The 14,909-nt window shown below is 70.5% G+C and carries 13 protein-coding genes; 10 read left to right on the forward strand and 3 right to left on the reverse strand.

Features of this window, described 5'->3' with window-relative positions:
- Positions 1–260 precede the first annotated feature (260 nt).
- A complete protein-coding gene (locus tag FB563_RS02385; RefSeq protein WP_055706984.1) occupies positions 261–662 on the forward strand; it encodes an SsgA family sporulation/cell division regulator in 402 nt (133 codons plus the stop codon).
- Positions 663–704: 42 nt separating this feature from the next.
- Positions 705–1,034, forward strand: coding sequence for an NIPSNAP family protein (locus FB563_RS02390; protein ID WP_055706983.1), 330 nt, complete (start codon positions 705–707; stop codon positions 1,032–1,034).
- A gap of 237 nt (positions 1,035–1,271) precedes the next feature.
- On the opposite strand, the gene FB563_RS45125 is transcribed toward FB563_RS02390, so the two are convergent.
- Together FB563_RS45125 and FB563_RS02405 are read right to left on the reverse strand one after the other, a co-directional pair.
- Positions 1,272–1,421, reverse strand: coding sequence for a hypothetical protein (locus FB563_RS45125; protein WP_199832856.1), 150 nt, complete (start codon positions 1,419–1,421; stop codon positions 1,272–1,274).
- Between the two features lie 512 nt (positions 1,422–1,933).
- Positions 1,934–2,587: a TetR/AcrR family transcriptional regulator gene (locus tag FB563_RS02405; RefSeq protein WP_234357799.1), complete on the reverse strand. Its 654-nt coding sequence runs from the start codon at positions 2,585–2,587 to the stop codon at positions 1,934–1,936.
- Between the two features lie 252 nt (positions 2,588–2,839).
- On the opposite strand from FB563_RS02405, the gene FB563_RS02410 reads away from it, so the two are divergent.
- The 3 genes from FB563_RS02410 to FB563_RS02420 all read left to right on the forward strand — a co-directional run bounded on the left by FB563_RS02410 (position 2,840) and on the right by FB563_RS02420 (position 8,018).
- Positions 2,840–6,061, forward strand: a complete 3,222-nt coding sequence (locus FB563_RS02410) for a bifunctional cytochrome P450/NADPH--P450 reductase (protein ID WP_055706981.1) — start codon at positions 2,840–2,842, stop codon at positions 6,059–6,061.
- Between the two features lie 152 nt (positions 6,062–6,213).
- Complete coding sequence (locus FB563_RS02415) at positions 6,214–7,260, forward strand: zinc-binding dehydrogenase (RefSeq protein ID WP_142219028.1); 1,047 nt, start codon at positions 6,214–6,216, stop codon at positions 7,258–7,260.
- A 107-nt stretch (positions 7,261–7,367) separates the two neighbouring features.
- On the forward strand, positions 7,368–8,018 hold the full coding sequence (locus FB563_RS02420) for a TetR/AcrR family transcriptional regulator (protein ID WP_142218427.1): 651 nt from the start codon (positions 7,368–7,370) through the stop codon (positions 8,016–8,018).
- Here FB563_RS02420 and FB563_RS02425 read toward each other — a convergent pair.
- A complete protein-coding gene (locus FB563_RS02425) occupies positions 7,984–8,622 on the reverse strand; it encodes a TetR/AcrR family transcriptional regulator (RefSeq protein WP_055705555.1) in 639 nt (212 codons plus the stop codon). The genes FB563_RS02420 and FB563_RS02425 overlap by 35 nt on opposite strands.
- A 138-nt stretch (positions 8,623–8,760) precedes the next feature.
- Between FB563_RS02425 and FB563_RS02430 the strand changes: the two genes are divergently transcribed.
- Genes FB563_RS02430 through FB563_RS02450 form a run of 5 tightly spaced genes read left to right on the forward strand, consistent with a single transcriptional unit; the run spans position 8,761 to position 14,872 of the window.
- A complete protein-coding gene (locus tag FB563_RS02430; RefSeq protein WP_055705556.1) occupies positions 8,761–9,906 on the forward strand; it encodes a VOC family protein in 1,146 nt (381 codons plus the stop codon).
- Positions 9,903–10,880, forward strand: a complete 978-nt coding sequence (locus FB563_RS02435) for a fumarylacetoacetate hydrolase family protein (RefSeq protein ID WP_055705557.1) — start codon at positions 9,903–9,905, stop codon at positions 10,878–10,880. Before FB563_RS02430 ends, FB563_RS02435 begins: the two co-directional genes overlap by 4 nt.
- The gene (gene mhpA, locus FB563_RS02440) at positions 10,877–12,478 is read left to right on the forward strand and encodes a bifunctional 3-(3-hydroxy-phenyl)propionate/3-hydroxycinnamic acid hydroxylase MhpA (protein ID WP_055705558.1); all 1,602 of its coding nucleotides are present in this window, start codon (positions 10,877–10,879) and stop codon (positions 12,476–12,478) included. The genes FB563_RS02435 and mhpA overlap by 4 nt, the downstream gene beginning before the upstream one ends.
- A gap of 16 nt (positions 12,479–12,494) precedes the next feature.
- Positions 12,495–14,528: an acetoacetate--CoA ligase gene (locus FB563_RS02445; protein ID WP_055705559.1), complete on the forward strand. Its 2,034-nt coding sequence runs from the start codon at positions 12,495–12,497 to the stop codon at positions 14,526–14,528.
- Positions 14,525–14,872: a DoxX family protein gene (locus tag FB563_RS02450; protein ID WP_055705560.1), complete on the forward strand. Its 348-nt coding sequence runs from the start codon at positions 14,525–14,527 to the stop codon at positions 14,870–14,872. Before FB563_RS02445 ends, FB563_RS02450 begins: the two co-directional genes overlap by 4 nt.
- Positions 14,873–14,909 lie beyond the last annotated feature (37 nt).

Genomic DNA, 14,909 nt, shown 5'->3' on the forward strand with positions numbered 1-14,909 from the left:
CTCTGATCCCTGCCGCCCGGGCGGGCGATTGGGTGAGGGCCTGTTCCTCTTGAACCTGCCTGCGGACACCTACCCGTGTCGCAGGCGCGCGCCGCCACGCTGCCGCGCCGCCACGAATCGCATGGTCCGCCGATGCCGACCGGCGCCCGAGCCCTGCTACAACGCCTCTTCCTCCGATGCCTTTTCGCTGCCGCAAGCGGCAGGACGCAGCCGAGACAGGGGATGCCTTGGAGTGAATACCGATGGAGTCTTTGAGGACCGTGGTTCAAGGACTGACCGCGCAGCTCGTCGTCTCGCGCACCTACTCGCACCCCCTGTGTATGCGTCTGCGGTACGAGCCCGACGACCCCTATGTCGTCCGTGCCGCCTTCTTCCCCCACAGCGACGAGCCGGTCGAATGGGTCCTGGGGCGTGATCTCCTGACCGATGGTCTGAAAGGTTCCGCAGGTCATGGGGACGTCCGGATCTGGTCGGCCGTCGGCCGTGGCGACCAGGCGATGTACATCGCTCTCGGGTCTCGCGCGGGCACCGCCCTGCTCGAGGTTCCCGTGCAGGACGTCAAGGCATTCCTGGAACGCACGGAGGCTCTGGTGCCACGGGGCACCGAGGCCGGACGCATCGACTGGGATGCCGAACTGGCGCACCTGCTCTCGCAAAGCTGACCACTGACTATCCATGCTCAGACAGAAAGGGAACGAGTGTCCATGTCCCAGTACCAGCTCCGTGTCTACACGCTGTGCAGCCCTGAGGCGCTCGTCGCCTACGAGAGCATCTGGTCCAAGCACATCCCCGGTATGACGAAGTACCGGATCAGCACGCACGGCATCTGGACGGTGCCCGCGGCTTTCGGAAGTGAGACGCCCAAGCTGTACGCCCTCGTCTCCTACAGGGACGGCGACGACGTGCAGGAACGGCTGCTGGCGTACCTGGCCGGCCCGGAGTTCAGCGCCGACATGGAGGGCTTCGACCTCGGCCAGATCATCGGTGTCACCGAGACCGCGCTGACGCCCACCTCCGACTCACCCTTGCGCTGACGGGTCCCGCGCGACCGGCGCTTCGGCCATTGGGGCCATAGGGGCCATTGGGGGCTCGGCCAGTGCCGGTAGACGGTTACCCGGCCGACGCCGGCACGAGTGGCAACCGTTTGATGTGTCACGGATAGAACCCGAGTCGCAGCCACTATGAGACATCCATTGAGCAGGGGAGGGGAGCCGCAAAGGCCCTGTGTTCGCCCCCGAAGGTGGGTGGCCCACACAGCACTGCTTGTCCCGCTACATGTGCACGACAGGTGCGGCGTTCTCGTTCTGCTGGAGCACACCCCGGCGGTAGAGCAGGGCAGAGATGACCAGACCGGTGACGAAGACGGCCGCCGACCACCAGTAGGCCATGGCATAGCCCTCCAGGCCGGCCTGAGCCAGCACGCCGGGGTTCTTGGGATTGCGGCCGACGCAACGCCGGCATCGGCGGCAGCCACCCCGGAGGTCGCCAGCTCATGGCGGGCGCGATGACCGTGCCCAGCCCGATGCCGACGAGTACCAGCTGGGGCAGTACCTGCGTCATGTATCCGCTGTTCAGGTCCAGCGTGGTCATCCAGATCAGCCCTGCGGCCGCAATGGCCATGCCCAGCGGTACCACCGGCTTCGGTCCTATGGGCGCCACCAGGACGTTGACGGATGACGCGGGTGATTCAGCTCGGAGAGGCCGACGGCCTCCCCCCTCAGGAGGGAGACCAGGAACAAGCCGACGACCATGGTCATTGCACGTTCAGCGCCGGCATACGGCTGCCGTGCAGAGGCTGGATGTGGAACCACCCCGCCGGGCGGTCTCACCCGATGCGACGGGGTGGCTCTCCTGTGTCGCAGCGTGATATCGCCCGACTGCCGGCGCGCCTCAGGCGCCGGCGCTTGGGGCGCAGCGTCTCAGGCCGACCGGCTCAATGGCCGGCGTGCCGGCCGTCACGACCGGCGGTGAGGCGGCCTTCCAGGCCCGTGATCAGCGTGTCCATCACGAGACGGAACATGTGGTCCTGGTCAGGGCCTTCAGGGGCCGCACTCGCAGAGCCAGGGTCTGCGTCCGCGGCCCCCTCCTCGTCGGCTTCAGGGCCGTGGGACTTGAGGGTCGACCACTGGTGGAGAGCGCCGTTGAGTTCTGCGGTGAGGACACCGATGACGACGGCGACCATCAGCGCGGCGATCTCCGAGACCTCTGACTGCGGCACACCGGCAGCGGCCACGATGGCGGTGAGGGCGGTCCAGAACGGGTCGTCGGGCTGGATGAAGTCCGGCTGGTGGCTGAACGAGTACGCCAGCAGCTTCGGGTGACGGTGCGCCAGGGTCCGGAAGTCCGTGGCGAGCAGGCGGATCCGCTCCTGCCAGGGCGCGTCCTCCAGTGTCACGGTGCGGAACTGCGCTCCGACCATTCTCGTCACGCCGCGCAGCACGGCTTCCTTGTTCGGCACGTGGTGGTACAGCGACATCGGGTTCGCGTCGAGCGCGGTGGCGAGTTTGCGCATGGTGAGCGCCTCGACCCCGTCCTCGTCGATGAGCCGCAGGGCGGCGGCGTAGATCCCGGCCTCGGTCAGAGGCACGTCCCTCTTCCTCGTTCCCCGCGGGGGACGCCTCACCTTCTTTTCCATACCTCGTACGGTATCAGTTTCGTACGCCGTATGGAAATGACCTGAATCACAGCGCCCACCAGGGCGGCCGGACTTGCTTCACGTTTCCATACGCCGTACGGTATCAATTCCATACGGCGTATGTTTCCGTACGGCGCCACGGCATCGACCTACGCAGCGCGCCCTTGCCCATCCCCCTCCACCCCCTCCGCAGAGGAGCAAGACATGAGCACGAACACCGCGAACGACCTTCGCCCCATCCGGTCCCCGCGGGGGATCCCTCTGCTCGGCCACACGCCGCAGATCCCCGACACCAATCCGGTGGAGTACTTCGGTGAGCTGTCCAAGCAGTTCCCCGAGGGCATCTACGGCATGGACATCGCCGGCATCGAGCAGGTCTTCGTCTACGACCCGGACCTGGTGGCCGAGGTCAGCGACGAGACGCGGTTCTTCAAGCAGATCGACAAGACGCCGCTGCACCACATCCGGGACTTCGCCGGCGCCGGCCTGTTCACCGCCCACCAGCACGAAGAGGAATGGGGCAGGGCACACCGGATCCTGCTGCCGGCCTTCAGCCAGCGGGCCATGAGGAACTACTTCGGGCAGATGCTGGAGATCGCCCAGAACCTGGCGGGCAAGTGGGAGCGCCGGGAGGGTCAGCCGGTCAACATCACCGACGACTACACCCGCCTGACGCTCGACACCATCGCCCTGTCGGGGTTCGGCTACCGGTTCGACTCCTTCGACAAGGAGGAGCTGCACCCGTTCCTCAACGCGATGCTGGGCGCGCTGACCGAGTCGATGCGGCGCTCTCAGGAGCTGCCGATGATGACCAAGCTGCGCAGGGCCGATGCCAAGAAGTACGGCGAGAACATCCAGGCGATGCGCGAGCTGGTCGAGAGCGTGATCAAGGAGCGCCAGGAGGGCAAGGGCAGCGCTGAGGAGGACCTGCTGGGCCTGATGCTTGAGGCCACCGACCCGGACACCGGCAAGCGGCTGGACGTCGACAACGTGCGTGACCAGGTGCTGACGTTCCTGATCGCCGGGCATGAGACCACCAGTGGTCTGCTGTCGTTCGCCACGTACTCGCTGATGCGTAACCCGCACGTGCTGGCCCAGGCGTACGCCGAGGTGGACCGCCTGCTGCCCGGTGACACCGTCCCGGACTACGACACGATCATGCAGCTGGACGTCATCCCGCGGATCCTGGAGGAGACCCTGCGCCTGTGGGCTCCCATCCCGATGATCGCCAAGGCGCCCATCGAGGACACCGTCATCGGCGGCCGCTACGAGCTGAAGAAGGGCACGCGGGTCAGCATCCTCGAGGGTCCCCTGCACACCCACCCCAAGGCGTGGGAGCGGCCCGACGAGTTCGACATCGACCGGTGGCTGCCGGAGAACCGGGCCCAGCAGCACCCGCACGCCTACAAGCCGTTCGGCAACGGTGTGCGCGCCTGCATCGGCCGGCAGTTCGCGCTCACCGAGGCCCGCCTGGCCCTGGCGCTGGTGCTGCAGAAGTTCAAGCTCTCGGACACCAGCGACTACAAGATGGACGTGCGGGAGGCGCTGACGCGCAAGCCCGGCAACTTCGAGCTGATCGTCCGTCGCCGTCAGGAGCACGAGCGGACCGTCTTCGGCGCCGCGGACCTGCAGACCGGCGACACTCAGGCGCAGGCAGCGGTCAGCGGTGTGGGTGTGAACCTGACGGTGGCGTATGGCTCCAGCCTGGGTTCGTGCGAGGACCTGGCCCGCACCATCGCCGACCGCGGCGAGCGCTCCGGCTTCGGCACCACCCTGGTGAGCCTGGACGACCTCGGCGACAACCTGCCCACCGAGGGCCTCCTCGCCGTTGTCGCCGCCAGCTACAACGGCAAGGCTCCCGACAACGCCCAGCGCTTCGACGACCTGCTCGCCGCCGGGCTGCCCGAGGGCTCGCTGGCGAATGTGCGGTACGCGCTGCTGGGCGCGGGCAACACCCAGTGGGTGGCCACCTACCAGGCGTTCCCCAAGCGGATCGAGGAAGGTCTGCTGGCCGCCGGCGCCACCCCCATCGTCGAGCGCGGCATCGCGGACGCCGCCGGTGACTTCGACGGCATGGCCACGCGGTGGATGAACACCCTGTGGGCCACTCTGGCCGAGGAGTACGCCGCCGACACCTCCCAGGCGAGCGGCCCCCGTTACCAGGTCCAGCTGCTCACCGAGTCCGACGTGCGCCCCGCCATCGTCTCCGAGCAGGCCTACCCGCTCACCGTGGTCGCCAACGAGGAGCTCGTGGCCGACGCGACCGGCCTGTGGGACTTCGCCATCGAGCCGCCGCGCCCGTCCGCGAAGTCCATCACCGTCGAGCTGCCCGAGGGTGTCACCTACGACACCGGCAACCACCTGGCCGTCTTCGCCAAGAACGAACTCGCCCTGGTGGAACGCGCACTGAGGCGGCTCGGCGTCGACTACGACCAGGTGCTCCGGCTCGACCAGCCGGCCGGTGGCCGCACCCACCTGCCGGTCGGCACCCCGGTCACCGCCGGCATCCTGCTCACCGAGTTCCTGGAACTGCAGGACGTGGCCACCCGCTCCCAGATCCAGACGCTCGCCGAGTACACCGAGTGCCCGTGGACCCGGCCGCAGCTGCTGGCGTACACCGCCGACACCCAGGAGGCCGAGGAGCGCTACAGCAAGGAGATCCTCGGCAAGCGCATCTCCGTCCTGGGCCTGCTGGAGCGCTTCCCGGCCGTCGAGCTGCCGCTGGCGGTGTTCCTGGAGATGACGGGCCCCATCCGCCCGCGGTTCTACTCCATCTCCTCCGCCCCGTCCGCCAACCCGCGCCACGTACGCCTGACCGTCGGCCTGCTGGAAGGCCCGGCCCTGTCCGGCGACGGCCAGTACCGCGGCACCTGCTCCGCCTACATCGCCGGCCTCGAACCCGGGGACGTCGTCTACGGCTACGTCCGCGTCCCCTCCCCCACCTTCGCCCCGCCCGCCGACCCCGCCACGCCGCTGATCCTCATCGGCCCCGGCACCGGCATCGCACCGCTGCGCGGCTTCCTGGAGGAGCGGGCGACACAGCACGCCAACGGCACCCAGGTGGGCGCGTCCCAGGTGTTCGTCGGCTGCCGCCACCCGGAGCACGACTACTTCTACCGCCAGGAGATGCAGGACTGGGAGCAGGCCGGCATCGCCCAGGTGCACACCGCCTACTCGGCGGTGACCGGCCACCCGGCCCGGTTCGTGCAGAACGCCATCGCCAACGCCGCCGACACGGTGTGGCAGGCCATCCAGGACGGCGCGTACATCTACGTCTGCGGTGACGGCCGCCGCATGGCCCCCGCCGTCCGCGAGGCACTCGCCGCCATCCACCGCCAGAAGACCGGCAGCGACGACGACACCGCCCAGCAGTGGCTCGCCCAGCTCGAGGCCGACGAGCGCTACCAGCAGGACGTCTTCGCCTGACCGCCGCAAGGCGCACTCCCCCAGCCGCCGGGAGGCGTGCGGCATCCCCCGCTGCCGGCCGTACGCCTCCCGGCCACCACCAGCCCCTCACGCACCCCATGGCACCCAGCGTCCCGGATCATCGGGCGGTGCCGCTCATAGAAAGCAGACTCATGGACACCATGCTCGCCGGACGCTTCCACCTGGACAGCAAGAAGTTCGCCGTGGAAGAGGTCCCGATCCCCGTGCCGGGCCCGGGCGAGGTCCTCATCGAGGTCAAGGCCGCCGGCGTCTGCCTCTCCGACGTCCACCTCCTCGACGGCTCCCTGTCCCCGCTCTTCCTGGACTCCGACACGGTCACCGTCGGCCACGAGGTCTCCGGCGTGATCCACACCCTCGGCCCCGACCTCAAGCGCGGCCTGCCCGTCGGCACCCGCGTCACCCTGGAGGCCGGCAAGACCTGCGGCACGTGCGCAGGATGCGTGCGCCACCGCCCCTGCACCCAGATGCTCACCGCCGGCATCGACTACGACGGCGGCTGGGCCGAGTACGTGATCGCCCGCGAGGACACCCTCATCCCCATCCCCGACAGCCTCCCCTTCGACCAGGCCGCGATCATCCCCGACGCGGTCTCCACCCCCTACGCCGCCGTCGTCGCCACCGCCGGCGTCCGTGCCGCCCAGTCCGTCGGCGTCTGGGGCGTGGGCGGAGTCGGCGCGCACAACGTACGCCTCGCCCGCCTGGTCGGCGCCGCCCCGATCATCGCCGTCGACCCGCTGCCCAGCGCCCGCGAGCGCGCCCTGGCCTTCGGCGCGGACCTCGCGCTCGACCCGGCAGCCCCCGACTTCGCCGACCAGGTCCGCGCAGCCACCGGCGGACGCGGCCTCGACTTCGCCTTCGACTGCGCCGGCGTCCCCGCCGTCCGCGACCAGGCCGCCTCCGTCCTCGGCCTGGGCGGCTCCCTGATCCTGGTGGGCATCACACCCCGGCCACTGACCATCACCGAGGGCCTGACCTTCAACTACCTGCAAAAGCAGGTGCGCGGCCACTACGGCGGCTTCCCCGAGTCCGTCTCCGAGCTGGTGCAGCTGACCGCGGCCGGCCGCCTCGACCTGGCCCCCTCCATCACCGACCACATCCCGCTCATCGAAGCCGCCGACGCCGTCCACCGACTGGAGAACAAGATCGGCGACCCGATCCGCCTCATCCTCGTCCCCTGACGCCGTCAGCGGGACAACAAGCCACCCTGGGCAGGGGTGAGTGGGCGCCGGTGCGTGAGGGAACACCGGCGCCCACGGCTTTCCGGCCACCGTGGAGAGACAGAACCATGCAGACGACCGACACCCCTGGCCGTACTTCGCGGCGCAAGGACGCTCACTCCAACCGCCGACGGATCCTCGCGACCGCCCGAAAGAAACTGCGGGAGGACCCCGACGCGAGTCTCGACAGCATCTCTCAGGCGGCCGGCGTCGCGCGGCGCACCCTCTACGGCCACTTCCCCAGCCGGCATGCGCTGATCGCCGACCTGGCGCGGGAAGCAGGCCATGAGCTCCGGCAGGCGTTCGCCGCGGCGCGGACCAGGGATGCCGACCCGATGGAAACGATGACACGGATGGTGCTGGCGGCATGGACGGTGGGCGACCACTACCGCGTGCTCATCACCTTGGGACGGCGTCATCTGGGAGAGGACGAGATCCGCACCACCCTGGCACCGGCCCGCGCAGAAGCCGTCGCAACCCTACGACGTGGTCAGCGCGAAGGCGTCTTCGCGGACCACCTTCCCGCACCCGTCCTCGCACAAGCGCTGGAAGCACTGATGCTGGCCCTCGCCGAGGAGAACACCACGTCCACCTGGGCGGACCCCACGGGCGAGGCCGCGGCAACCGCGTTCCTCGTCGCCGCCGGCGTAGCACCGCGGAGGGCCGCGCTTCAGGTGCAGGAGGTCATCGGGCGAGATCGGGCAGCGGGCGACGGGTGACCTCGTGGGCCTCGTCCGCAGCGAGGCCGAGCATGCGCAGGACCATCTCGGCCAGGTCGGAGGCGGCCTCGTCGCCGTCGAGGTCCGGGCGGTCCAGCCGGAGAGCCACCAGGGACAGCAGGGTGCCGCCCAGGGCCGACAGGGCGGTGGTCGCGTTGCCGCAGGTGAAACGGCCTGAGGCGATGCCGATCTCCAGGTCGCGCAGGGCGCGTGGGGCGAGGCCGCGGTCGGAGTGGATGTGGGACAGGCCGCGGTCGCGCAGGATTCGCATGAGTTCCGGGTGGGAGTCGGCCATCCTGGCGGTGAGCCGGAAGCCGGCCGCGACCAGCTCGGCCGGGTCGTCGATGCCTTCCACGCACTCGTCGATGACCTGCCCGAACTCCTCCAGGGCGTCCGTCACTGCCGCGTCGAACAGCTCCGTCTTCGACTCGAAGTGGTTGTAGAAGGACCCGAAGCCGACATCGGCGCGCTCGGCGATGGCCTGGATGCTTGCGCTCGTGTCCCCGGTTTCCGCGAGGATCTGCCGGGCCGCGCGGACGAGCGCCTGGCGGGTCTCGGCACGGCGTCGCTCGAAGCGGTTCTTGGGCGGGGCTGACGTCGGCATGCGGCCCAGTGTAACCGTCGCAACGATGACCCTGCCATTACTGATGAGATCCTCAATTATTTGGGCTGCACCTATTGACGGAGAGAAACGGCAGAGTTGATGATTTCCTCATTACGGCAGTGTTGCTTGGAGGACACCATGTCCCACATCCCCGTTGACAAGGGCGGTCCTCTGACGCCCCACCAAGACCTCCACAGTGAGCAGGGCGCCCTACGCGGTGAACACCCCGGACGAGCCCGTAATCCGGTGATCAAAGTGGCGGATCTGGCCTGGCTGGAGTTCGAGAAGCCGGACCTGGACCGGGCCGAGGCGTTCGCCCGCGACTTCGGCTTCTCGATCGCCGCCCGCACCGATCATGAGCTGTGGCTGCGCGGCACGTTCGCGGGCTCGCCCTGCATGGTCATCCGGCGCGGCCGCGCGTCCCGCTTCCTCGGGCCCGCGTTCCGCGCGGCCGAACGGACCGACGTGGACCGGCTGGCCGCCGCCGTCGGCCACACCGTCCGGGACATCGACGTCCCCGGCGGCGGCCGGTCGGTCGCCCTGTTCGATCCCTCGGGACTCCCGGTCCGGGTGGTGCACTGCGCCGAACCGCTTCCCGCGCTGCCCGGGCAGCAGCCGCTGATCCTCAACACCGGCGTCGAAGGCCGTCGTACGAACACCACCCAGCGCCCGCCCCGTGAGCCGTCCCGCATCCAGCGCCTCGGCCACGTGGTGCTGGAGACGCGGACGTTCACCCGCACCCTGGACTGGTACCTGGACACCCTCGGCATGATCGTGTCCGACTTCCTCTTCCTGGACGGACAGCGCCGGCGCGGGCCGACCATGGCGTTCATCCGCTGCGACCAGGGCAGCCTGCCCGTGGACCACCACACCCTCGCCCTGCACCTCGGGCCGGGCACCGGCTACGTCCACTCCGCCTACCAGGTCACCGACCTCGACGCGATCGCCGCCGGCGGGGAGTACCTGGCCGAGCGCGGCTACCAGCGCAGCTGGGGCATCGGCCGGCACATCCAGGGCAGCCAGCTCTTCGACTACTGGCGCGACCCCGACCACTTCATGCTGGAGCACTTCGCCGACGGCGACCTGTTCTCCTGCGACCTCGAACCCGGATGGGCACCGATGTCGGCGAGCGGCCTGGCCCAGTGGGGGCCGCCCGTCACCCGCGACTTCCTGGGCACCAGCCCCTCCCCCGCCAAGCTCCGCGAGGTCATGACGGCCCTGCGCGACGACAACGAACTCGACCCCGCACGCCTGCTGGGCCTGATGAAAGCGATGAGCTCATGAGCACCAACGTGCTGCGCACCCCCGACGGCTGGTGGGCCGTCCTCCCCCAAGCTCTCGACTCCTCTCGAGCAGGGGGGACCCCCACCGAACGCGCCGTCCGCATCGAGACCAAGGCGGTCACCACCGCCGAACTGCTCGCCGACCGGGCCGCCGTCCGGGAGGCCGCCGCCTCCGGCGAGAGCGGCACACCCGTCGCCGGCCTGGTCGCGCTGCCCCCGGTCACCACCCCTTGCCGGGTGGTCGCCCAGATGGTCAACTACCGCAGCCACGCCAAGGATTCGGGCTTCACGGGCGACATACCGCCCACCTTCTTCCGCAAGGCGTCCGGCTCGGTCAGCGGCCCGCACGACACGATCGTCCGCCCGGCACACGTGAACTTCCTCGACTACGAAGTCGAACTCGGCCTCGTCATGGGCGCGACGCTCCCGGTGGGCACGGTTGTCGAGGAGCAGGACCTTCCTTCGTACGTCGCCGGACTCGTCCTCACCAACGACGTCAGCGCCCGCGACGTCCAGCTGACCAAGACCCAGTTCTACGAGAGCAAGTCCTACCCCACCTTCACGCCGACGGGTCCGTACCTGGCCCTGCTGGAGCCGGAGGACTTCGACCGTCTGATCGACCTGCGACTGCGGCTGTCGGTGAACGGTGTGACGCGTCAGGACCGCACCCTGGCCGACATGATCGTGCGGCCCGCGCAGGCGCTCACCCTGCTCGCCCGCTTCCAGACCCTCGACCCGGGCGACCTGCTGCTGACCGGTACGCCCGGCGGCACGGCCCTGAAGGCCCCGCCCAAGCCGGTCGAGAAGATCGCCGCGCTGCTGCCGCCCGCGCTGAAGTGGAAGGCGTTCTTCAACGGCCAGGCCAAGAACCCCCGGTATCTGCGCGACGGTGACCTCGTCACCGCCTCGATCGCCACCCCGGACGGGCGGATCGACCTGGGCGAGCAGCGGACCGCTGTGGCGGACGCGACGTGAGCACCGCATCCCGGAGACCGGTAGTGATCATCGGCGCGGGACCCGTAGGAGTCACGGCCGCGCTCCTGCTCGCCCGGCACGGAGTGCCCAGCCTGCTCCTCGAACGCCACCGGGACATCTACCCCCTGCCGCGGGCCGTCGTCGTGGACGACGAGGTTCGCCGGATCCTGCAGAGCGTCGGCGTCCACGAGGAGTTCGCCGCCATCGCCAGGCCGGCGCCCGGGTTGCGGCTGCTGGACGCCCGGCGCCGCGTGATCGCCGAGTTCCCACGGTCCCTGCACGGCCACCACGGCTTCCCGCAGACGACCATGTTCGACCAGCCGGAGCTGGAACGGCTGCTGCGCGACGCCCTGGCCCGTCGCCCCGAGTGCGAGCTGCGGGGCGGGGTGGAGGTCGTGTCCGTCAGCCAGGACACCGACGGAACGGCTCCGGTCCGGGTCACCTTCCGCCGCGACGGCAGCGACGAGGACGAGCACGTGTGGGCCGACGCCGTCCTCGGCTGCGACGGCGCGGGCAGCATCACCCGCGACGCCATCGGCGCCGTGTGGGAGGACCTGCATTTCGAGGAGAGCTGGCGGGTCATCGACGTGCGCACCAGCCTCCCGGTGCGCACCTGGGAGGGCGCCGAGCAGATCTGCTGCCCCACCCGCCCGGCCACCTTCATGCGAGTCGGCGAGGACCGCTACCGCTGGGAGTTCCGGCTGGCCGAGGGCGAGTCCTTGGACGGCCCGGAAGGGCTGGAGCAGTTGCGCGAGCTGGTCGCCCCCTGGGTCGACCTGCCGTCCGCTGCCCACGGGGGCGGCGACTTCGAGGTGATCCGGCAGGCGCAGTACACCTTCCGGGCCCGTCTCGCCGGCCGGTGGCGCCGGGGACGCGTCTTCCTGCTGGGCGACGCGGCCCACCTCACCCCGCCCTTCATCGGGCAGGGCCTGTGCGCGGGCCTGCGCGACGCCCGCAACCTCACCTGGAAACTCGCCCGCGTCCTCCGACACGGCGCGGACGACCGGCTGCTGGACACCTACCAGCAGGAGCGCAAGCCGCACGCCCGCCACGTGATCCGTGTCGCGGTCGCCGTCGGCTGGGCCATGACCGGCGGACAGGACCGCGGTGCGGCCGTCCGCCGGGCCGTGGTGGGCGCGGCCTGCCGCATCCCCGGCGTGACCGCGGCGGTGAGCCGCGACCTCAGTCCCGCACTGACCGCCAATCCGCTGGTACGACGCCGCCCCCGGCTGACCGGCCGCTCACTGGCCGGCACCTTCTGCCCGCAACCCTGGGTGATCGTCGACGGCAGGCGAGAGCGCCTCGACGACATCCTCGGGGACTCCTTCGCCGTGCTGACCGCCGTACCGCCCACGGCACGGATGACGGGCGTGGCCACGGCCCTGGGCGCATCCGTGATCCATGTCGGCGACCTGGGCGACGACGGGACGCTGGCCGCCTGGCTGGCACGCGGCCGGGCGGACGCCGTCCTGCTGCGCCCGGACCGGGTCGTGATGGACACCGTCCCCACCGGCACCGGCGACTTCACCGACGCCGCCGCCTGGGCTCCCCTGCTGCACACGGCCCGCCGCCCCGCCGAAGCCCGGCCCGCACCCTGACGAGGAACACCACACCATGACCACCCCGCACTCCACACCCTGTCCGGAGCCCTTCCTGCCGCCCGACCCCCAAGCGGCCGCCGGCAGCCGCATCGCGGACTTCGCCCGCTGGGCCGCCCGGCACCAGGGCGCCGAAGGGATTCCGGACCCGACCGACTACCAGGCCCTGCACCACTGGTCCGTCACGGACCTGGAAGGATTCTGGGCCGCGGTGTGGGAGTACTTCGACATCGACGCCACCACTCCGTACGAGCGGGTGCTGGCCGAGGAGACCATGCCCGGCGCCCGCTGGTTCCCCGGCGCCACCCTCAACTACGCCCACCACGCACTGCGCAACCTGCACCCGGACGCGCCCGCGATCACCGCACTGGACGAGACCGGAGCCGCCTGCGAGATCACGGGCCGGCAGCTGCGCGCCCAGGTCGCCTCCGTCGCGGCCACCCTGCGCGACCTGGGCGTCGGCCAGGGTGACCGGGTGGTCGGCTACCTGCCCAACACCCCCCACGCCGTCATCGCCTTCCTCGCCGCCGCCAGCCTGGGCGCGGTGTGGTCGGTGTGCGGCCAGGACTACGCACCCAAGGCCGCCGCCGACCGCTTCGCCCAGCTCGAACCCACGGTGCTCATCACGGCGGACGGCTACCTCTTCAACGGCACCCGTCACGACCGCCGCGCCGCCTCCCTCGACCTCGCCGCCGCCCTTCCCACGCTCAAGGCCACGGTCCTCGTGGACCACCTTGGCCTTGCGTGGCCCGCGACCCGGGCCGCGAGACTGACGGTTCCCTGGGAGGACGCGGCCGGCCGCACCGAGTACCTCGCCATCACCCCGGTTCCGTTCGACCACCCGCTGTGGATCGTCTTCTCCTCCGGCACGACGGGGCTGCCCAAAGGCATCGTCCACGGCCACGGAGGCGTCCTGCTGGAACACCTCAAGATCCTCGGCCTGCACTGCGACCTGGGCGTCGGGGACCGCCTGCTGTGGTACACCACCACCCACTGGATGATGTGGAACCTGGTCGTCTCCACCCTGCTGACCGGTGCCGCCACCTGCACCTACGACGGCAGCCCCGCGCCGGTGGCGCGCCCGGACGTCCTGTGGGAGCTGGCGGCCCGCCACCAGGTCACCGTCTTCGGCACCAGTCCCCAGTACCTGCTGGCCATGGCCAAGCTCGGCGTCGACCCCGCCGTGCACGACCTGTCGGCGATCCGCGCCATCGGCAGCACCGGCTCCGCCCTGCCGGCCTCCGCCTACCCCTGGGTCCGCGACCACGTCGGCGCAGGCGTCCAGCTCGCCTCCACCAGCGGCGGCACGGACGTCGTCTCCGGCTTCGCCGGCAGCACCCCCACCACCCCGGTGTGGGCGGGTGAACTGTCGGCCCCCAACCTCGGCGTGGCCCTCGCGGCGTACGACGGCGCGGGCCGGCCGGTCGTCGACCAGGTCGGCGAACTGGTCGTCACCCGCCCCATGCCGTCGATGCCGCTGTACTTCTGGAACGACCCCGACGGCAGCCGCTACCGCGACGCCTACTTCAGCGCCTATCCGGGCGTGTGGCGGCACGGGGACTGGATCACCCTCACCTCCCACGGCTCGGTGATCGTGCACGGCCGCTCCGACGCCACGCTCAACCGCAACGGCGTACGGCTGGGCAGCGCCGACATCCACGACATCGTCGAACGCCTCCCCGAGATCGCCGAGGCCCTCGTCATCGGTGCGGAGGAACCCGACGGCGGTTACTGGATGCCACTGTTCGTGGTCCTCGCCGACGGGGTCGGTCTGGACGAGTCCCTGTGCGAGAAGATCCGCGACGCGATCCGCACCGGCGCCTCACCCCGCCACGTCCCCGACGAGATCCTCGCCGTGCCGGCCATCCCGCACACGAAGACCGGCAAGAAGCTCGAGGTCCCGGTCAAGCGCCTCCTCCAGGGCGCACCCGCCGAGCAGGTCCTCAACCCCTCCGCGGTCGACAACCCCGCCCTGATCGCCCACTTCGCCGGCCTGGGCGCCGAACGCCGCCAGGCCCGCCGCCCGCACACCCCCGAAGGCGCCTCGTGATCCTCTCCGCCTCCCTGACCTGCCTCATCGCGTTGATCTTCGCCCTGCTGGGCGCGGCCAAGATCCTGGCCCTGGGTCCGATGCCCGAGCTCGCCGCCCACGCCGGCTTCACCACGGCGGCCTACCGGGTCATCGGCGGGCTGGAGCTGGCGGGCGCGATCGGCGTGGCCCTCGGCCCGGTCGTACCGCTGTGCGGCGGCCTGGCCGGCATCGGACTGCTGATGCTGCTCGCCGGTGCCGTGACCACGCACGTACGCAAGGGCGACCGGCTGACCAAGCTCCTCCCCGCGGTGACATGCGCGGCCCTGGTCGCCTGGTATCTCGTACTCCTCGCCGGCCTCTGACCCGTTCCGGGAGACTGATGGCGGCCCCTCGTCCTGT

Origin of the sequence: Streptomyces puniciscabiei, from assembly GCF_006715785.1 — a bacterium.
GTDB lineage: Bacteria > Actinomycetota > Actinomycetes > Streptomycetales > Streptomycetaceae > Streptomyces > Streptomyces puniciscabiei.